This is a genomic window from Nostoc sp. (assembly GCF_036917615.1).
In the GTDB taxonomy this organism is placed as follows: domain Bacteria; phylum Cyanobacteriota; class Cyanobacteriia; order Cyanobacteriales; family Nostocaceae; genus Nostoc.
In genome coordinates, this window is sequence record NZ_JBALCZ010000036.1 from 1 (window position 1) to 19,923 (window position 19,923).

At 43.0% G+C, this 19,923-nt stretch carries 17 protein-coding genes and 1 pseudogene; 9 read left to right on the forward strand and 9 right to left on the reverse strand.

Features of this window, described 5'->3' with window-relative positions; translation table 11 throughout:
- Positions 1–163: 163 nt before the first annotated feature.
- The 3 genes and pseudogenes from glyQ to V7K85_RS13435 form a co-directional block, all read left to right on the forward strand.
- Positions 164–1,033 (forward strand): annotated as a pseudogene (gene glyQ / locus V7K85_RS13425) (glycine--tRNA ligase subunit alpha); the annotation flags it as partial.
- 1,066 nt (positions 1,034–2,099) lie between these two features.
- Positions 2,100–4,454 carry a ComEC/Rec2 family competence protein gene (locus V7K85_RS13430; protein WP_334814153.1) on the forward strand — a complete coding sequence of 785 codons (2,355 nt, stop codon included), beginning with the start codon at positions 2,100–2,102 and terminating at the stop codon, positions 4,452–4,454.
- A 161-nt stretch (positions 4,455–4,615) separates the two neighbouring features.
- Positions 4,616–6,280, forward strand: coding sequence for an alpha-amylase family glycosyl hydrolase (locus tag V7K85_RS13435; protein ID WP_334814180.1), 1,665 nt, complete (start codon positions 4,616–4,618; stop codon positions 6,278–6,280).
- A gap of 209 nt (positions 6,281–6,489) precedes the next feature.
- Here the strand turns inward: V7K85_RS13435 and V7K85_RS13440 are convergent, their stop codons facing one another.
- Positions 6,490–6,936, reverse strand: coding sequence for a hypothetical protein (locus tag V7K85_RS13440; protein ID WP_334814154.1), 447 nt, complete (start codon positions 6,934–6,936; stop codon positions 6,490–6,492).
- A 70-nt stretch (positions 6,937–7,006) separates the two neighbouring features.
- On the opposite strand from V7K85_RS13440, the gene rpsO reads away from it, so the two are divergent.
- The 3 genes from rpsO to aroF all read left to right on the forward strand — a co-directional run bounded on the left by rpsO (position 7,007) and on the right by aroF (position 9,171).
- Positions 7,007–7,276 (forward strand): 30S ribosomal protein S15, encoded by a 270-nt coding sequence (gene rpsO, locus V7K85_RS13445; protein ID WP_094348354.1) that lies wholly within the window; start codon positions 7,007–7,009, stop codon positions 7,274–7,276.
- Between the two features lie 12 nt (positions 7,277–7,288).
- Positions 7,289–7,759, forward strand: a complete 471-nt coding sequence (locus V7K85_RS13450) for a PAM68 family protein (RefSeq protein ID WP_334814155.1) — start codon at positions 7,289–7,291, stop codon at positions 7,757–7,759.
- A 353-nt stretch (positions 7,760–8,112) separates the two neighbouring features.
- Entirely contained in the window at positions 8,113–9,171 is a 1,059-nt protein-coding gene (gene aroF / locus V7K85_RS13455; RefSeq protein ID WP_334814156.1) for a 3-deoxy-7-phosphoheptulonate synthase, read from the forward strand.
- Between the two features lie 234 nt (positions 9,172–9,405).
- Here the strand turns inward: aroF and V7K85_RS13460 are convergent, their stop codons facing one another.
- Positions 9,406–10,158, reverse strand: coding sequence for a hypothetical protein (locus V7K85_RS13460; RefSeq protein WP_334814157.1), 753 nt, complete (start codon positions 10,156–10,158; stop codon positions 9,406–9,408).
- A 278-nt stretch (positions 10,159–10,436) separates the two neighbouring features.
- The gene (locus tag V7K85_RS13465; RefSeq protein WP_334814158.1) at positions 10,437–11,699 is read right to left on the reverse strand and encodes an HhoA/HhoB/HtrA family serine endopeptidase; all 1,263 of its coding nucleotides are present in this window, start codon (positions 11,697–11,699) and stop codon (positions 10,437–10,439) included.
- Positions 11,700–11,876: 177 nt separating this feature from the next.
- On the opposite strand from V7K85_RS13465, the gene V7K85_RS13470 reads away from it, so the two are divergent.
- Positions 11,877–12,842, forward strand: a complete 966-nt coding sequence (locus tag V7K85_RS13470; RefSeq protein WP_334814159.1) for an ATP adenylyltransferase family protein — start codon at positions 11,877–11,879, stop codon at positions 12,840–12,842.
- Here V7K85_RS13470 and V7K85_RS13475 read toward each other — a convergent pair whose 3' ends face one another.
- The gene (locus tag V7K85_RS13475; RefSeq protein WP_442940582.1) at positions 12,843–12,947 is read right to left on the reverse strand and encodes a DUF2811 domain-containing protein; all 105 of its coding nucleotides are present in this window, start codon (positions 12,945–12,947) and stop codon (positions 12,843–12,845) included.
- 75 nt (positions 12,948–13,022) lie between these two features.
- Here V7K85_RS13475 and V7K85_RS13480 point away from each other — a divergent pair, with 75 nt between their 5' ends.
- Positions 13,023–13,475 carry a hypothetical protein gene (locus V7K85_RS13480; RefSeq protein WP_334814160.1) on the forward strand — a complete coding sequence of 151 codons (453 nt, stop codon included), beginning with the start codon at positions 13,023–13,025 and terminating at the stop codon, positions 13,473–13,475.
- A gap of 465 nt (positions 13,476–13,940) precedes the next feature.
- On the opposite strand, the gene V7K85_RS13485 is transcribed toward V7K85_RS13480, so the two are convergent.
- From V7K85_RS13485 to V7K85_RS13505, 5 genes are all read right to left on the reverse strand, one after another.
- Entirely contained in the window at positions 13,941–14,318 is a 378-nt protein-coding gene (locus tag V7K85_RS13485; protein WP_334814161.1) for a nuclear transport factor 2 family protein, read from the reverse strand.
- 67 nt (positions 14,319–14,385) lie between these two features.
- On the reverse strand, positions 14,386–15,132 hold the full coding sequence (locus V7K85_RS13490; protein ID WP_334814162.1) for a phycoerythrobilin:ferredoxin oxidoreductase: 747 nt from the start codon (positions 15,130–15,132) through the stop codon (positions 14,386–14,388).
- Between the two features lie 69 nt (positions 15,133–15,201).
- Positions 15,202–15,936: a 15,16-dihydrobiliverdin:ferredoxin oxidoreductase gene (locus V7K85_RS13495; protein ID WP_334814163.1), complete on the reverse strand. Its 735-nt coding sequence runs from the start codon at positions 15,934–15,936 to the stop codon at positions 15,202–15,204.
- A gap of 703 nt (positions 15,937–16,639) precedes the next feature.
- The gene (locus V7K85_RS13500; RefSeq protein WP_334814164.1) at positions 16,640–17,806 is read right to left on the reverse strand and encodes an LGFP repeat-containing protein; all 1,167 of its coding nucleotides are present in this window, start codon (positions 17,804–17,806) and stop codon (positions 16,640–16,642) included.
- 407 nt (positions 17,807–18,213) lie between these two features.
- Positions 18,214–18,789 carry a phycobiliprotein lyase gene (locus V7K85_RS13505; protein WP_334814165.1) on the reverse strand — a complete coding sequence of 192 codons (576 nt, stop codon included), beginning with the start codon at positions 18,787–18,789 and terminating at the stop codon, positions 18,214–18,216.
- A 116-nt stretch (positions 18,790–18,905) separates the two neighbouring features.
- Here V7K85_RS13505 and V7K85_RS13510 point away from each other — a divergent pair, with 116 nt between their 5' ends.
- A complete protein-coding gene (locus tag V7K85_RS13510) occupies positions 18,906–19,730 on the forward strand; it encodes a pentapeptide repeat-containing protein (RefSeq protein WP_334814166.1) in 825 nt (274 codons plus the stop codon).
- The last annotated feature ends 193 nt before the right edge of the window (positions 19,731–19,923 follow it).

Consider the following 19,923-nt stretch of genomic DNA (forward strand, 5'->3'; position numbering starts at 1 on the left):
TCCGCTTCAGGCACTTATTCAATATAACGAACCTCCTTTATCTTGTCAACTATTTTTCCAAAAATATTTGGGACGGGTTTTTGATACCCCTGAAACTGCCCACAGTGCTTTCTTTGTAGGCAACAATGGTTTATGCACTGTGCTGAGTAAGGAAGGGTGAAGCGTGAATTTTCAGTCGGTAATAAATTTATTGCATGAGTTTTGGGGCGATCGCGGTTGTCTTATAGCCCAGCCCTACGATATTGAGAAGGGGGCAGGTACTAAGAATCCTCAGACATTTTTAAGAGCATTGGGACCGGAACCGTGGGCTGTTGCCTACGTTGAACCATGCCGTCGTCCGACGGATGGGCGCTACGGCGAAAACCCCAACCGCTTCCAACACTATTATCAGTATCAAGTCCTAATCAAACCATCGCCAGATAATATTCAGGAGATTTATCTTGATTCATTAAGGGCTTTAGGCATTCGTCCTGAAGACCACGATATTAGATTTGTAGAGGATAACTGGGAAGATGCGACGGTGGGAGCTTGGGGCACTGGGTGGGAGGTATGGTTAGATGGGATGGAAATTACTCAATTTACCTACTTCCAACAGTGTGGAGGAATAGATTGCCGCCCTGTGTCAATTGAGATTACATACGGGTTAGAGCGATTGACGATGTATCTCCAGGAAGTGGAGGCAATTACTAAAATTCATTGGACGGACAACATTACTTATGGTGATGTTTACCTCCAGGGAGAGATTGAGCAGTGTACCTACAACTTTGAAGCGTCAAATCCGGAGTTGCTACTGACGCTATTTAATTTGTATGAGCAGGAAGCTACCCAATTGACGGAGCGAGGATTAGTCTTGCCTAGCTTAGATTATGTAATGAAGTGTTCGCACACATTCAATCTGCTGGATGCTAGAGGTGTGATTTCGGTGACGGAAAGAACTCGTTATATTGCCAGGATTCGGCATTTGGCTAGGAAGGTAGCTCATTTATATGTTGAGCAAAGGGAGAACTTGGGTTTTCCGTTGCTCAAAGATTTAAAACCAATCATACAGCTACCTCTTTTACAGCCAGTTGTGCAGCAACTTGTTTCACAGCCAGTCTTACCACAACCTGTTTCAGAGTCTACAGTTAAATCTCGTTACCAATATATTATTGATTGGCTGTTTTTGATTCCAATTGCCTCTTATGTTCTTTGGGTAATACTTTCATTGTTTTGATAGAAGAGTTTATGTGTCAAAGGATGCAGAACATTGAGATACTCGTTACCTGGCTCAGTAAGAGAATGTTTGTAAAGTCGAATTTATTACTCGCCTGGGCAACTATAAGTCGCGGCTATAGGAGACTTTACCTGCCCTCGCAGGTTAGCAAACCCTTGATTTTGCATTCTTTAAGCTAGGTATATCTTTATGATGTGGCTATTGCTAAAGGTCAGAAATACCGTTCAATCTTAAGTCTAGAACATTAAAACTACAAGGATAAGGCCCGCCTGTGCGGGCTTTGTTTGTATAAACTTGATGGACTATAGTTCAATACGCTTGGGTTAAGGCTAAAACTCTTTGTCAAAGTCAATTTTTTTTAACGAACCGCAAAGGACGCAAAGGAGAGGCAGCGCGGTCTTGGGGGTTTCCCCCATGAGCGACTGCCGTCGCAAAGAGAAGGAAGAAATGCTTAACTGAATTGTATTGGACTATATTTCCCCACAAGCATAAAATTTTTTGGCGTTGCTGATTAAACAGATGAAAAGCTCATGCAGAGCCGCTCCCGGCGCAGATAATAAGAGTTTGGAATATTTGATTTTTGAATTTCATAGCCAAATTCAGCAACGCCGATTTTCTCTATTGCTGCCCTAGTAGAGCACAGCATAAATCCAGTTAAGCTGTTCCACATTTAAATTGCATATACTGGGTGGGCAAGATGCCCATCCCACAAGAGTTATGTTTAATTCGGTTATACAAATTAGATGTTTTTTAGCTTACCATCTCAATTAACCTAACAAGGGGTAAAATCCCCTTATTAAAGGTAGGCAAACTTCCACCACAGTGTACTAGCTATTTTTAAGTCAGATGCAAATTCAGATTCTCAGGTGCTTTTACAAAAAATCTTATGATTCAAACCAGTGGTGTAATTATTTGTCTTGGCTACATTTTTGGGTTGCTGTTTACAGCAGTTCCTTGGGGTGGTGTGTGGATTTTGGTTCTGGGGATAGTGGGAGCAATTCTTTTTAGAAGACGAACCACTTTACGGCAATTTGCTCAGAAACCAGAAAATGCTGGAAGCAAAAATAAGGCAATGCTTAACACTTGGCAAAATACTCCCCATCCTCGAATATGGCTAGCTGCTGGCTTGGTGGGATTATTGGCAACTCTATATTTTCAATGGCGAGTGCCGCAACCAGGTGCAAAAGATATTAGTCAGTTCGTCCCGCCTGGAAATAGCAGTAATCAAGAACAACTTGTGATTGTTCGCGGCGAAGTGGCGAGTAATCCCCGCTTGACTCGCAGTCAGCGAGGACAATTTTTGCTGGAAGCGACTCAGCTAGATGAGGTTAAAAATGAAAAAGGTTCAGCAGGTGTTCCAAAAGGGGTAACGGGCAAATTGTATGTGACAGTGCCTATACTTCAAGCTACTGGGTTATACCCTAGTCAACAAATTGCTGTGACTGGGATTTTGTACAAACCAAAGGCGGCTTCCAATCCTGGTGGTTTCGACTTTCAGAAGTTTCTCAAACAAGAAGGAACATTTGCTGGTTTGATTGGGCGGCAAATAAATGTTTTGGATCAGGAACGTAAATGGGGATGGTGGCAAATTCGGGAGCGAATTGTGCGATCGCAAGTTCGTTGGTTGGGTATCCCAGAAGGGCCTCTTGTCAGTGCAATGGTTTTAGGCAGCAAAGCAGTTGATTTACCCTACGATATCCGCGACTTATTTGTCCAAGCAGGATTAGCTCATGCTTTAGCAGCTTCCGGGTTCCAAACTTCCTTGATTTTGAGTGTGATCTTACAGTTAACAAGGCGGGCAAAAAAAGCAACCCAATTTACCCTTGGCTTTTTGGCTTTAATCATTTTTCTGAGTTTAACAGGTTTTCAACCTGCGGTACTCAGAGCCGTAATTATGGGTTTTGCGGCATTAGTTGGGCTGCTATTAAAAAGAAAAGTAAAACAGTTGGGTTCGTTACTATTAGCAGCAACTCTATTATTAGTGTTTAATCCTCTATGGATTTGGGATTTAGGCTTTCAATTGAGTTTTTTAGCAACACTGGGATTAGTCGTAACAGTACCGGCATTAGTCAACCGCCTAGCATGGTTACCACCTGCGATCGCTGCTTTGATTGCCGTTCCCCTAGCTGCCACTATTTGGACTTTACCTGTGCAACTTTTTGTCTTTGGGGTTGTACCATCTTATAGTTTGTTGCTGAATGTGGTTAGTACTCCATTAATTTCGATCATTAGTATAGGTGGAATCATCAGTGCCTTGGTAGGTTTAATTTGGACTGAGGCAGGAAGCTTCCTGGCTGGGGTGTTGCATTACCCTACTGATTGGCTAATTAAACTAGTGGAATTTTTTAGCAAGCTCACAGGAAATTCTGTTGTTGTAGGCAGCATATCTACTTGGCAGCTTTTGGCGATTTATGTACTGATTATACTGGTTTGGTTAGTGCCTTGGTGGCAGCGGCGGTGGTGGTTTGCTAATGTGATGGCGATTGGTTTAGTATTCATCCCCCTTTGGTATTCTACAAATACATTGTTTAGGATAACGGTATTAGAATCTGGTACGGAACCAATTGTAGTTGTTCAAGATAGAGGTACAGTAACTGTAATAAATAGTGGCAATGAAGGTACTGGACGTTTCACAATTCTACCGTTTTTGCAACAGCAGGGTGTAAATCAAATCAATTGGGCGATCGCTACTGATTTCCAAGGCAATGAAAGTAATGCTTGGTTGGAATTACTACAACGTTTACCAATCAAAAAATTTTATGAATATTCCCCCAAGCCAGAAAATTCTATTGCAACTCAGGCAATTCAACAAGAATTACAAAAGTATCAGGGATCTTACGAACCTCTGGCAGTTGGTCAAGCTGTGAAAACAGGTTCAATAGTGGCACAATTAATTAACGATCAATTACCCATCTTACAATTGCAAATTTTAGATCAAAATTGGTTATTAGTAGGTAATATCAAGTCTAAAGAGGTACAGCAACTAGTTAAAAGTGGGAGTTTGCCTCGTCCACAAGTGCTGTGGTGTGCCCCTCAGTCATTAAAAGATTTAGTTATTGCTCTGCAACCACAAGTGGCGATCGCTTCTTCTGCCAACTTTGATCCAAAAGCTTTATCTGAACTAAATCAAAGCCAAACAAAACTATTTTTTACAGGACGAGATGGGGCTATTCAATGGACGCCTAATGGTCAGTTTGAGGCATTTATTGAAGCTACAGAAAATAAGTCTTCTATATTATAGAAAACTCAAAACTAAGTAAATTTAAAAGCCTGATGTTTAGGGAGCAAAACTAACTAAAGATAGATGTATGGTCATTCGGAAGGAAGTAACCTATCGAAAGGTTTCAGGAACGTCGATTTCCTGAGCAAATGCTAACGGTACGCTAATTTAAAAAAATGGAAATGGGAAGTTTAATGGAATTTACATTGTTTGCTCCTCGTAACAAAGGAGCAGCTTTAATTGGGTCTTTTTCTGAGTGGAAAGAAATCCCAATGAAAAAAGGTGAAGATGGTTATTTCCGCACCGAAATAAAATTGGAAGACGGCATTTATCAATATAAATTTCGTGTTCAAAGCAAAAACCTAAATTTTGCAGTTGATGAATGGGTAGATGTGATTGACCCTGAAGCAACAGATGTTAATGAAATAGAAAAATCCAGCATGGTGCGGATTAAAAATGGGCAACGCATTATTGATACTTACATTTGGCAACACGACGAAAAACCGTTGCCTGACAATCGGGAATTAGTTATATATGAAATGCACGTTGCAGATTTTACTGATGAGCAGGTTGGACTTGACAAACAAGGCAAATATTTAGGGGTAATTGCTAAGTTAGATTATCTGGTTGAATTGGGAGTTAATGCAATTGAATTAATGCCAGTTAATGAGTACCCTGGTAACTATAACTGGGGCTATAAAGTGCGCCACTTCTTTGCTACAGAATCTAGTTACGGGTCAACAGAAGATTTAAAGCGATTAATAGATGAGTGTCATGCTAAAGGCATTCGCGTTTTGATGGATGGAATTTATAACCACACAGATGAAGAATGCCCGTTAATGCTGATTGACCGGAATTATTGGTATTACGAACACATGCATTATCCTGAAGACCCAGATAATTACTGGGGGCCAGAGTTTAACTATGATAATTATGATAAAAAATTAGATGTTAAACCTGCATGGAAATACATCGGGGATGTGGTGCAATTTTGGATTCAGGAGTGTCACATTGATGGAATTCGCTTTGATGCGGTGCGCCAATTAGCTAACTTTGAATTTCTAGACTGGCTGGCGCAGCAAGGGAAAAACCATGCCGCACCCAAACAGTTTTACAACATTGCCGAACATATTCCCGATACAAAAACTGTAGTCAAGCCAGATGGGCCATTAGATGCTTGTTGGCATGAGAGTTTTCGGTACTTTATAGTTCCATATATTTGTGGAGAAACATTTGAATTAGAACAACTAAAGCAAATTTTAGATCCCCAGCAGCAGGGTTATGCGATCGCTACCAATGTGATAAATTATTTGGCAACCCACGATCGCGAACGTCTATTGCGAGAATTAGGCGATCGCGGTATCTTTGACGCAGACGCATTTAAGCGAGCAAAGTTAGCAGCCGTTCTCTTAATGACAGCAATGGGTATACCGATGCTGTGGATGGGAGAAGAGTTTGGTGAATACCAGCAAAAAAGCGAAGATGTGACTAAGCCACAGAAGATTAATTGGTCTTTGTTGTCAGGCGACCAGAATCGTGATTTATTTGAGTATTATCAAAAACTCATTGCTTTACGCAAGCAGAATCTAGCTTTGCAAAGTGACAATATCGAGTTTTTCTATGAAAATGCCGACGATAAAGTGCTGGCTTACACCCGTTGGAATAAGCAGAATTCTCATGTTGTTGTCGTGGCTAATTTTTCTGACCAGAATTTAACTAAATATCAGATTCCAGACTTCCCAATTGCTGAATATTGGCAAGATTGGTTCACCAAGCGTGAAGTTGAAGTTGGGAAAGATGGTTTAATCACTGATTTGCCAAGCTATACAGCCAAGATATTTGTTTAGCAATAGTAGTGTGTGAAGAGATTTATTGATAGGTAGGAATTGTTTGTAGTTTTAGCTTTTTCACTTTAGTCCAAACTACAAACCTATAATTATTTCTCTTTTTCCAAAATGACACAAGAGGGGTTAATTGCAAATAGTGCGATCGCCCTTGGTGTTGGCAAAGCCATCGCTCTTTTGCACTGCTGTGTTAGTTTTCAAATAATCAGGACTTACGCAAAATCATGATAAAACGAACCGCAAAGGACGCAAAGGACGCAAAGGAATAAGAGTTTCAGAGAGTTCTTGCGTAAGTCCTGAGAATTTTCCACCAGGGTGCAACCATAAGCCGGTGCATCTAAGTTGAGAATTCGCTGCAAATTCCACAGAATCAGTGTGTTGTCATACCCGCAAAGACCAGCAATTTCTCTAATTGCTGCGGTATGTCCTCTGAGAGTCGTTAGTTCTGTACCTTCGATCTCCTCTGCTTGCAACAGTCGTTGGTAAAGCCCTAGTAATCTTCCTGCTCGGTGTTCGTTAAAAAATAGGCGCTCGCGAATTGTGCGGAGGTGTTCGGGATCGTCCTTGGCAAACCTGTGTTGAATAATCCACTGGAGTCTGGCTCCTGACTTACTTAGTCTCCTAGAGTGCAAGGCGTAGCAGCAAAGATGATTCCACATCCAGCTTGAGGGCTGTGATATTATGGGAGACTGCTACATACATTTAGAAAAACTAGAAATTGAATCGATCATGGCTCTGACGCAACTGCGGAAACAAGAAATAATTTCCAACTACCAAGTTCACGAAACCGACACTGGGTCGGCCGATGTCCAAGTTGCCATGCTAACTGAGCGCATTAACCGCCTCAGCGAACATCTCCAGGCAAATAAAAAAGACCATTCTTCCAGGCGGGGACTGTTGAAGCTAATTGGTCAGCGCAAGCGTCTTCTAGCTTACATATCGCAGGAAAGCCGGGAAAAGTATCTAGCTTTGATTGCTCGCCTCGGTATTCGTGGATAGGGACTACCGCTTATGTCTGCTGAAGAATCTGAACGCAGTCGCTTGCCCTTTGAACCAAACAAAAAGCGCCAAAAACCCGCAAAAACTCAAAGTAAACCAGCAGCAAAGCCACAAGAATCTGACAAACAGGCTGATAGAAAGCCGTCTTACACCAAAGAAGAGATGGCTATTCCCCAAGTAGTCAGCCAGCGGATGATCCGACGCGTAGCTGGGTTCTCTGGTGTACCAACAGCTTTGGGCATTACCACTCTGGTTGTCAGCTATCTGCTTGCTATCTACTCCGACATCAAACTACCTCCCATTGCCGTATTATTGGTGAACATGGGATTATTTGGTTTAGGGGTTTTAGGGATAACTTATGGCGTTCTCTCTGCCTCTTGGGATGAAGAAGAAGTCGGAAGTTTGCTGGGTTTGGGTGAGTTCAAGACCAATTGGGGACGAATGGTGGCAGGTTGGCGCGAAACTCGGCAAAAAAACTCATAATGATCGGCGCTCAGGTATTACGTAACTGCGGTATTGGGTAAATGAAGAAGTGAGGCACTCCGTTGGGCGGGTTTCCCGACTTGTTCGCGCAGCGTCTCCCCTTGGGAGAAGGAAGTGCTGAACCCGTGAATGTTGAAGTTGAAATTTTATAACTTCAACATTGCTAATTAAAGTTATCTAATCTTTTTTATACCCTATATCCAGTTATTCAGTAGTAAAAATACTGGCTGAGCGCTATCTATATTTATATTGTAAATAAATTCCATTTTTAACTATTCGTAATTAGGTCAATAGGCAACAATAAACTTAGCCCATTAACAGAAAATTTTACTCAATTAATCAGGAACTTTCACATGATTATAGTAATGAAAAGTGGTTCCCTAGAAGCGGAAATAAACCGTATTGATGAGGAACTAACTAGCTGGGGGCTAACTCCAGAAAAAATTGTTGGTCAACACAAAGTAGTTATTGGTTTAGTAGGTGAAACCGCCAGTTTAGATCCACTACAAATTCAGGAACTTAGCCCCTGGATTGAGCAGGTGTTGCGGGTAGAGCAGCCCTACAAACGAGCCAGCCGCCAGTACCGCCACGGCGAAGCTTCGGAAGTGGTGGTTAATACTCCCAATGGAGCGGTGGTATTTAGTGAACACCACCCTTTAGTAGTCGTTGCCGGCCCCTGCTCCGTAGAAAATGAAGAAATGATTGTGGAGACAGCGCGGCGCGTCAAGACGGCTGGAGCCACATTTTTGCGAGGAGGGGCATACAAACCCCGGACTTCACCTTATGCCTTCCAAGGACACGGCGAGAGTGCTTTAGATTTGTTGGCAAGGGCGCGGGAAGTCAGCGGACTAGGTATTATAACAGAAGTGATGGATGCCGCTGACCTGGATAAAATTGCCGAAATTGCTGACGTGATCCAGGTGGGGGCAAGGAATATGCAGAATTTCTCTTTGCTCAAAAAAGTAGGGGCGCAAGCGAAACCAGTTCTCTTGAAGCGGGGAATGGCGGCTACTATTGAAGATTGGTTGATGGCAGCGGAGTATATTTTGGCATCTGGTAATCCCAATGTAATTTTGTGTGAAAGGGGAATACGCACCTTTGACCGCCAGTATACGCGAAATACGCTGGATTTATCAGTAGTACCAGTGTTGCGAAAGTTGACTCATCTGCCAATTATGATTGACCCCAGCCACGGCGTAGGTTGGTCTGAGTTTGTGCCTTCAATGGCAATGGCTGCGATCGCAGCTGGCACGGATTCCCTGATGATAGAGGTTCACCCTAACCCTGCCAAAGCCTTATCCGACGGGCCCCAATCTCTGACACCAGACCGTTTCGATAACTTGATGCAAGAATTAGCAGTGATTGGTAAGGCGGTGGGACGCTGGCAGCAACCAGTAGTAGCTCTAGCTTAAAATTCAGTTACAACTTCTTGCTAGGCATAAATAAATTAAAGTTTTTAGTAAAGACTTTAGTCCTAATAAATCTGAAGAAGCAATAAATCGCTGACTACAAACTAAGATTTTCGGCGTTGCATATTTGCGGGATGATTTAGCAACCTCTAAAATTCCCCCCTGTTCCTCCTGCTTACCCCAATTCATCCCACTGTTCTAACGCCAGATTTCCTTGCGGGCGATCGCTTAGGTTTGTCAAACACGCCGATCACGTTTTATATCGCCAACAACTTTTTCCAAAATCCAGTTCTCTAATTTATCTGGATTTAATTGTTGCTGACGTGTAATCAACCGATTGGCAATTTCTTGATTGCCACTGAGTAAATTAAGAAGTTCTTTGTACAATGGATTATTCTTAGGTACTCCTTTTGGTTTACTAAGCTGCCTCTTGATTTTTTTCAGGTCTGGTAATGGCGTATCTGAGGGTGGAGACAGAGAAACTTCGGTTTGTATTTGTGGTCTTTTTGAATGTAGTTGTTCCTGTGGTTTTTTGAGCTTCAAGTCACTAATAACTTGTTTTAAAACCCAGTTATCAGATTTACCAGGGTATAATTGCCGCTGTTTTTTCAGTAATTGATTAGCTGTGTTTACGTTGTTGGTTAGAGCAGTTAATTCACTGTGCAGATACTTGTTGTTAATGTCTATTTCCTGCTGAGTTACTTTGAATGGAAACGGTGGTGGGGATATTAGTTGCTGAGGAGCTTTAGCTTTTAGTTTTGATGTATTTATCCCATGTTCCTTAAGTAGCAATTCGTACTCATCTATAGCTTGTCTAAAAAGCTCTACGGATTCTTGGTATTGGTTTAGGGACTGCTTAAATAGTTCTGTGGATTTTCGGTACTGTTCCAAAGCTTTCCTCTGAAGCAAAATTTTGATGATGCATATAACCAGTAAGAGGAATGCAATAAATAAAGCAACCTGTAGCTGAAGGATAAGCGTAAGCTGCATAATCAATTTTGAGTTGGTGGTACAACTCTATAAATACCGGGAATCTCTAGGTGAAGACATCAGAAAAATCCCCATATTTGTTTCATGCTCATCAATGATGCACGTAGACCCGGCGATTGTCCGTCGTGAATGTATACCGACAGATAAAGCCATCCTACTAATGACAGGACGGCTTTATTGTGAGCTTTTTTTGTTTTCTTGAATTTGGTCAGAAGCCCCGATTTTTGAGGCTACTCATTTACTACTCAAAAATCCCTCAAAACGTCTCACCACAACGCTTATTGTACTTGGGCGGGGAAAGCACCAGGTCGCACGGCGATGTTAAGATTCTGCCCATTGCGACGTAATTCCATACGTAAATCGCTCCCGACTTGGCTATTTTCTACTACCTTTTGGACACTGCTGGCATCTGTGACTGCTTGACCGCCAAGCTTTTGGATCACATCACCAGCACGTATCCCTGCTTTAGCAGCTGGTGAATTTGGCACAACTTTCACAACTAATACACCTTTATCTTCATTCACGCTCAAACCGCTATTGGGATCTGAGTTGATATTTTGTTTTAGCTGAGGCGTTAACCCCACCATCTGAATTCCCAGATAAGGATGTTCTACCTTACCTGTAGCTATTAGTTGACTGGAAATGCGTTGTGCTGTATTTATGGGAATCGCAAAACCTAATCCTTGTGCTCCCTGGATAATCGCTGTATTCATGGCAATTACCTCGCCACGGTAATTTAGTAGGGGCCCGCCGGAGTTACCGGGATTAATCGCTGCATCCGTTTGAATATACTCTACTCGTTTATCGGGAGCACCGATTTGATTGCTACTGCGTCCGGTAGCACTAATGATTCCAGTAGTTACTGTATTATCTAGTCCAAGGGGGTTGCCGATCGCGATCGCCCATTCTCCCGGTTGCAGTTTATCTGAGTTACCCAAGGCTACTAACGGTAGATTGTCTGCCTGAATCTTGACAACAGCAACATCGGTCAACTCGTCTTTTCCTAACACCTTACCTTTAAAGCTACGCCCATCCTTGAGTGTTACTGTTACCGTATCAGCACCATCGACTACGTGGGCGTTGGTAAGAATACGACCATCAGCACTAATAATAAAACCAGAACCAGTACCGCGTTCTACTCGATTCTGTTGTTGTGGTAGTTGAGAGCCAAAGAAGCGTTGGAAAATTGGATCGTTAAATTCATCTGGTATCTGGGTTTTTACGGTTCGGGAAGAGTCAATTCGCACCACAGCTGGCCCGACCTTTTGCACCACTTGTATAACAAAGTTAGGATCTGTGGCGGCTGGTAATGGAGGAGCAGCATTTACTCGACTCACCGCCAAACTAGATGCACTCTCAGACACCTGCTGAGGATGTCCAGCCATATAACCGCCTGCCAATGTCATACCTGATCCCAGCAGCACCAGCGATAGAGAGGCAGCAGCCTTTTTCCAGGGTGCTCGATTATGGTATTTGGCATCAGCAGTATTATGTGAAATGCTATTTGATGGGTATTCTCTGTCGCGAGATTCGTTTTGCATTGCTGTCTGGAAGGATATTTAGATGTATTACTAATGTAGATATTATTTGTGACAGTTTTGTTGCAGAGGTATTGCGTTGTTGTGAAAGGTTTGGTATTTTACTTATCGCATCTTAACTGAACGGGCGCACAGATGTGCGTCCCGATTGCGTGTTCCCTCCATGTCTTAAGGAATAAAATGGCACAGGGTAAAATCTTACTTAAGCCTGGTACTTTATGGACAAGTGTGAAAGAACAGACTGAACATGCTTTACAATGTGGGGCGTTGCTGTCGATACCGACGGAATTTGAATTTGTCGAACAGGATAACGTCCGCTTTTTAGTGCGGATTTTGTCTAACTTGAATCGCAAAAAAGCTGCCAAGGAGAAACAGAAAAAACAATCTGCTGCGTCTGGTCAAGAATTTAATCCTTTTTTACCCTACGAAGAGGATTTATTTGTGGCGGATATCTCCGATACCCATGTATGTATTTTAAATAAATTCAATGTTGTTGATTATCATCTGCTAATTATCACCCGTGCTTTCGAGGAACAGGAAAGCTTACTTACCCTAGACGATTTTACGGCTATGTGGACGTGTTTGGCTGATTTCGATGGTTTAGCATTTTACAACAGTGGTAAAACCGCAGGTGCTAGTCAGCGACACAAGCACTTGCAATTAGTGCCACTACCACTTGCACCTTCAGGACCGCAGATACCTATTGAACCTCTGCTGAGGGCTGCACAATTTCAGAACTCAAACGCAACTTTACCAAGACTTCCTTTTTTACACGCTTTCGCACCCCTAGATCCCCATTGGGTGCAGTCGCCATTGGCAGGGGCGCAAGCAACAAAGCAACTTTATCGCACTTTGCTAGATGCTGTGGGTTTATATGCAAGACAATTGGGTGCTTACAATCTGCTAGCGACACGAGAATGGATGTTGATCATACCGCGATCGCAGGAGCATTTCCAGTCTATCTCTGTGAATTCATTAGGATTCGCCGGTGCTTTGCTAGTACGGAATCCAGCAGAAATGCAGCTTCTCAAAGCCCAAGGGCCGATGACCATCCTCAAGAATGTTGCTGTATCTAATGAAGTTGGTGCGATGTCTATCTTGAAAAGTGATGCTCCTGCGGACGCTCGTTCCGACGCTCCTACGTAGCTAAGGCTGCGCTAACAGATAATCAGGATGCTGTTCTAAATACTGCTTTAGAGATTCGTATAATGTTTCAGGAAGGGTTGTTAAGATATTAACTGTTGCGTTCATTATAGAAATTTATATTAGATGTTGAGAAATTTATTTAAGAGTAGAGTCCTGAAATTTGTAATTTTAATAGTTACAATGTTTGTTTTAACAAGAATTCCAGCTAGCGCTGCAATTCCAAACTTAGACGGTGATACCCATCCCAATCGACTGAAGCTGAGTGAATGTCTTATAGATTTGAAAAGTGTTGCAGACTGGGATGGGGAACAAGCATCAGAAGCCGCTCATAGGATTTGTGAATTACGTCAGGATCATGCCAAACAAAAAGCGAGGTTTTTAGCTTCTCAGGATCAGCTAACTAAAATATATAAAGATTGGAGTAGATTCAACAAATACTTACCCACTGCTATTAAAGATTCATGGCAGATCGTCAAAAGTTGTATTGATTTTAAAGAAGGATTTACTTCTACACACAATATAGAAGGTTTGACACTCCCAGAGAAGATTCGCAGTCAATGTTACTCATTAGGTGCAGATTTCATAGAATCACATTTGTCGGTGTTGCGTAAAAGATATAAAGGGATAAATTGAGGTCATCTACTGTGCAATGTCCATAATGTGAATCTACGGAAATTCGCCAGAACGGAAAAATAAGAAGTACAGGACTTACGCACAGGTAACGGAAAATCTAACCGCAGAGGACGCAGAGGACACGGAGAAATAAGAGTTTCAGACAGTTTTTGCGTAAGTCATAAAGTAAATAAAGTCACATTTTTACCATTTATGCTAGCCCATTTATTAATGCTCAAAGCCTCTCTCTTAAGAGGACAGAGGTCAAAGTTTATTACATACAAAAGCGATCACTTAAATAATTCTTACCATGCGATCGCTCGTCCATAGGGTTGTCGGATTAATAATACGGGAAACTCCCCATCAGCATTGGAGCGATAGATGTCTGCATCCTAGCGGACTCCATAGCGTGTTTACATGGAGGCGGTTTGTTTAGGAAGGACTTTGAGCATAGATACAAGCAGGAAAATTTCCAAAACAGGTAAACTATGCAGCGATCGCTGTTGCTTGGGCTGCTATAATTTGCCATTGCTCATTTTGCTTCAAATATGTGCGTGTATAACGGTAAACACCACTGAAGGATTCTCCCTTAAAAACTCCGGTCAATCTCACCTTCAAATTTGTAATTCCAGTTGAGCCAAAGACTCGAACAATTAATTCATCTGCTTCATAGCTTGTAACTACCAAGTCGCCTGATTGCTGAACAGACAAATCCTCTACCTTGTCTATTACACTACCCTGCGGATCTGTGAAAATAACCTTATCTGCCAAGAGGCGATCCAAAGCGGTGATATCATTACGGAGCATTGCCTCTCGCAGTTCGACTTCAAGGTTTTCCAGTTCTTGTTTAAGTGATTGACACATAGCTTTCCACACTATCACAGTAAAACCACTCTAAAGGAAAATCTCCTGACTTCCTGCACAAGAGCCTCTAATTAATGGCTGTTAATTTTCTCTCTAGGTCAAATAAAAAGCCGTGGATATACTCTTCAGTCCATTCGGCACCATAGAAGCGTTTAAACATCCCTCGTGCTGGGTCTTTTTCAGCCCGATATCGCAGGTATCGCAGTTGGGCTTGCTCAATGGCTGCTAAATTTTGGGAATCTGTTACAGCTTCTGCCTGCTCCACGAAATCTAGATAAGCTTTTAAATAGTCTTTGAAAGCGGCAAACACCTGAGTTTCTACAACAGCCGTTTCTTGGGGACGAGTCCACAGAAAAGCCGGAGAGAAAAAGGGGCGTGCTTCTTCGGGAAAATCTCCTCCCCAAGACAAATGCTGTTGATGGGCGTGAAAAATGGGCAGAATTGGTTGAGTATATTTTGCCTGATATGCTGGATCATCGCGGAATAGGGGCTGCATATCCAAAGCAATTAGATGTCCTCCTGGCAATGTCACCAGATCCGCTCCAAAAAAGGGTAAATCGTAGTTGAGACGGGGGAAAATCACAAAATTCAGCACTTGCAGCGAATTGCCACCCTGTACATGAGCTGCACGAATTTGCCGCAATTTTGCGGTTTGAAAGGCATAACTGGTGGTGACAACCTCTTCTTCGTTCTTTCCCTTACCCACAACAGCACTTTTGGACTCAAACCCAGTGGGGATAGGATAGGGTTGTAAATCCAAGCGCGATCGCATGTAGGCGATCGCATAATCGAGAAACGGTTGATAGAGTGTCACGTCGCTTCGCTCCGAATTCAAAATTCACGCATTCAAAATTAATAATCCCCAATGCCCATTTTCATTCGGTCATCTTTTGCCGGCACTGACTGCTAGGGAAACAGCATCTTCAAATAAGAATTCATGGAGAAAGCGTTCTGCCCATTCATGACCAAAGTAACTACTAAACAAACCAGATGCTGGATCGCGGTCTGCACTATATTGGTCATAGTCTTTTTGGGCTTTGACAATCCGCTGGATATCTTCAGGATCTTGGAGCGGTTGGGCATCTGCTAGCATTTGCCAATACAAGTTTAAATAATCCTGAAAAGCTGCAAAGACTCGCGTTGCCACTGTTTGAGGATCTGTTTTGGCAAACAATAGGTACTTAGAAAAATACTGGTTGGCATCGTAAAACTTCATTTCTAAGTTTTGCGCCAAATCCGGGTATTTATCATGGAGAGATTTTAGGGGAACTATATATTTTTTTTGATAATCTTCATGCTGGAATAAAGGCTGAAAGTCAAGCACAATCAGATTTTTGACTTTACCAAAGGATAAAAAGTCAATTCCTAACAGAGGTAGATCATAGTAATGACTCGGATAAACCACGCTGTTAAAAATTTGGGCACTTTCGCCTGCATCAATATAGGTATAACGAATTTTCCGCAACTCTTGACATTGGTAACACCAACTGCGAATAGTTGCTGGGTTTCTGCCGCGATCGCTAACTTTGAATTCCAAACCAGGGGGAATGACCCTACTTTGTAAATCAAACCGCTGAAATAGCTCTTTTTCTAAAAATTCCAGGAAAGGCTTATACATGGAGCATGATTTATTAACCCTTGCCTGAAAATAAGTTATAGCAATCATGCACGTCTCATTTATGAGAAACAAAGCAACATTCCTTAATGGGGATTGAGCATTGGGCATTGGGCATTGAGTAAAGTCACTGGCTACAATTACTTTACTCTGTCACATATGCTACTTAACAGTATTCTGTACTTTCAGGCACAAAATTTAGATGCGCTTACTCTGGCGCGATCGCAACCACTATAAAAAGTGATTGTTTTTAAGGAGTGCGATCGCACTCTGGGTAGTTACAAAGGCGATCGCACTTGATCGGGTATGACAATGGGAAAGCGATCGCCCTCTGCTTAGTTCAATACAGTTAAGTGAAAGCTAAAAATTCAAATTGGCGTAGGTTGAGTTGAGGAACGAAACCCAATATTATCAAGCCTTTGTTGGGTTTCGCTGTCGTCAACCCAACCGACTATTCTTCTTAACTGTTCTTCTTAACTGTTGCTACGAGAGCGCAACGAGTTCTTAATTTAAGTATATTGTTGAAGATCCTGATTGTAGAAAGCTAAGAGGTCATTTATCGATTTTGTAGGCTGGCCATATGGACTACCTGGTAATGAAGCCCATTCGCTATTACATTTATAGATTGCATCTCGAATTCTGCCGCTCTCTACATCATCGTAAGCACCACGCCATTTGATTAACTGAATTGCTCCCAAATCTTGACTTATAGGGCTGACGCCACAAAGCCATTCTCAAACTCTTGATACGCCTTGTAGCCCTTGAAATTAGCCCGTTCACTCGTCATCGTAGCGAAGCCCAGGCCACCGTTTGTCTTGTCGAACCCACTCAGCGATCGGTAGAGTCTGAGAATTTCACCCTGAACCCTGTACGGGCCGCCCTTGGGTTGCTCAATCTGCTTACCCAAGTCATCTGTATATTTTTCAGTTCCTCCTAACACTTGCTGCCCATCCTTCAACATCAGGATGGTATCTCCATCACGCCCCCCCGTGAACTCTTGTACCCAGCCTGTAGCAACTCGCCGAACTGCACCCGTAGGCTGCCCAACTGAATCACGCCCAAACAAAGCATAGTCATCCTTCCATTGCAACTCTGTACCATTGGGCGCACCCTGACCGACTAAATCAAACCGATCGCCACCGCGCTTACTGTAAATCGGGGTAACAACCCCGCCACGATTCACTAGTTGCCCACCCTCAAAATCCATTGCAGAGCTACCATCCGCCTGCTCATAGATCGCAGATGTAGGATTACCCAGCCCTGAAGCCACCCCATTTAACCCATTAGTTCCACTGAGATTTTTGGCATAATTGTTCGTGTAATAATCTGCGATCGCGCCATACATCAGAAAAATATTCGGCTGCCCCTGAGTGCTTGAGAATGCGACAACACTGCTAGACGGGTTTTGATAAGTACTAATGCCACGGCTGTTGTAGAACGAACGAATTACCCCAGTTCCAAAATAAGAACGAGTTGCTGTCAAGTCAGCACTGTCCGGGTTTCCTAGCGCTGTCGCAGAATAGTTTAAGCTGTAGCTCGTCATAGCGCCTTTATCACCAGCATAAGCCTGCACAAAATAAGTGCCTGCGGCTAGAGATACATTAATCGAATCCAGCCCAACCCCCTTCAGTGCAGAACTTGTCAGTACCTCACGATCATCAATCCGCCCGTTGCCATTCGCATCCTGGATAACCTGGATATCCGCATTAGCCTTCAAACCTTGTAAAGAAAGCTTCAAATCGCTAGAGCGACTGACAGTCAGTCGATAAGTATCGAGCGGATTAGAAGCACTAATCGAATCCACAAGAACACGATTGGTTGTAGACAGATCAAGGGATCGGGCTAAATTCAGGTTCTCTGAGTTAAGTGGCATGGTTGATAGATTCCGTAAAATTTAATGCTTAAGTACACTTGTTAACTAAGTTACTTCAGACATAAATTAAAACCTGAGGGAGTAAACACGGATGTCCATTTAAAGCTTCTGTGAGTCTAGGCAAATGTATCTTAAAATGTTTCGTTAATTCAATCGACATCTGGTAAAAAAAAATGTAGAGACGTAGCACTGCTACGTCTCTGGATTACGCATATTTAATTTCTGGAGATTTTGGAGATGCCTAATAATTCTTTTTCTTCCCCTGCCTCCTCAGCCTCAAGAGCTTTCTTGCTTCGTGCTTAAAAATACTAATTAGACAGTCTGGGGGTAAAGTACTTCTCTTGTCTTCCCAATCCCCATTGCCCCTAATCCCCAGAGGGGGCCTTGAGTTTCCCACTCCCGATTCCCTACCTAGCATGATTCCGACTGATCATTTGCTCTAGGACTTCTTGGGAAACACAACGACGCTCAGAACAATAAGTCATCAAGTTGATTCCGTTCATCATTCGCACGGTGCTGACCCTGACACGAAAATCATCCGTAACAAACCAACAACGTTCCTGACCTTGATTATTGTCATAGTCAGTATCAATCGTCAGCACTCCATCATCGGCAAATCGATATCGGCTCACAACCGGAATGCTCTCAACATAGCCTTGGTTGCGGATCAGTTTTCCAGAACGCCTGGTTTCGTCGGGAACATCAACCAAAATGGCACCATTATCGGTATTAAGTAGCCTGGTGTCTAGATTAGCCTGCCATGCAAAGCTAGCACCGCTTGTTGCTTTAGTAGGGTCTATCCCTTGCGCTGTACAGACTTCTTGGACTTTTGGATCATCCTTTTCCATGACTTTAATGATCAAATTCGACTCCCCCGACTCATCCGCCGCCGAATCAAAATGATGAACGGAGCGTTCTGTAAACCATGTCCCCTCACTTTTACGGAAGAAGTCGATCATTGTCAAAGGCGGTATTAGATGCATCTGTTTTGAAACCTCGTTTTATCAAATTTTGGCGTTATTGAATAGTGAGTGATCAGATGAAGTCCCGATTTAGCTAAAGTGTAGAATAACTCCAAAAGTTATATTTTAATCAGCTGATGACAAATAGTGAAATTCAACTTATTACTAGCGAACGTCCCAGTCCAACTCCAGAAATCTTAACAGCCCTGAAAGCAGGAATCGCTCTGGATGGGGTCGATTTATACCAATTCAATCTCAGGGAAATCGATTTACAACAAACGAACTTGAGCAAAGCCAAGCTATTAGGAGCCGATCTGGGCGAGGTGGTCTTGAGTAATGCCGATTTGAGTGGGGCAGATTTGCGGGGCGCTAATCTGCGTGGAGCCGATTTAAGTGGGGCTAATTTGCAGGGAGCCTATTTAAACCGTGCTGATCTCCAGCAAGCAAATCTCAGTGGTGCAAATTTGGAGGGAGCCAAACTCCAAGTCGCGCGTTATGATACACAAACGAAATGGCCCCAAGAATATAACTACAAAGCTTCTGGAGCAGTGGGTCCGGGTGCTAATCTCAATGGTGCTTTTCTGAATACAGCTTCTTTACGAAACGTAGATTTACAAGGCGCTAATCTGCGTGGAGCTTACCTGAGTGGCGCTGACTTGACAGGAGCGAATTTGCAAGGTGCGGCTTTAAGTGGCGCTGACCTGACAAAAGCTTATTTGACAGGGGCTTGCTTGCGGAATGCTCGATTGAGTGGAGCCGATTTGCGGGATACAGACCTGCGAGCAACTGACCTTAGTGACGCAGAGATGGAGCATCTTCAAAGTATCGCTGGGGCAGATTTTACTCTTGCCCAAGGACTCACACAAGCAACTAAAGCCATGCTTTCCAGCCGTCCACATTCAGAACTCGACGTTTGGAACGCCTACACCCGCACAACAACTCGTGATAGTTTGAGTGCTTGACCAAACTAATTATTTAGAAAGTGCTGAGTTCCGAGTCCTGAGTGGGAGTTATATCTAGCCTAGTACGATGGCGATCGCTCCGTTAAGACAGTATAAACAAGTCGGTCAACCCGACGCCAGTCGCTGATCAAGGAAACATTTAAGACCGCGCTTCCCCTTAATCCTCTCCCTGCAAGCGGCGAAACAAAGCATA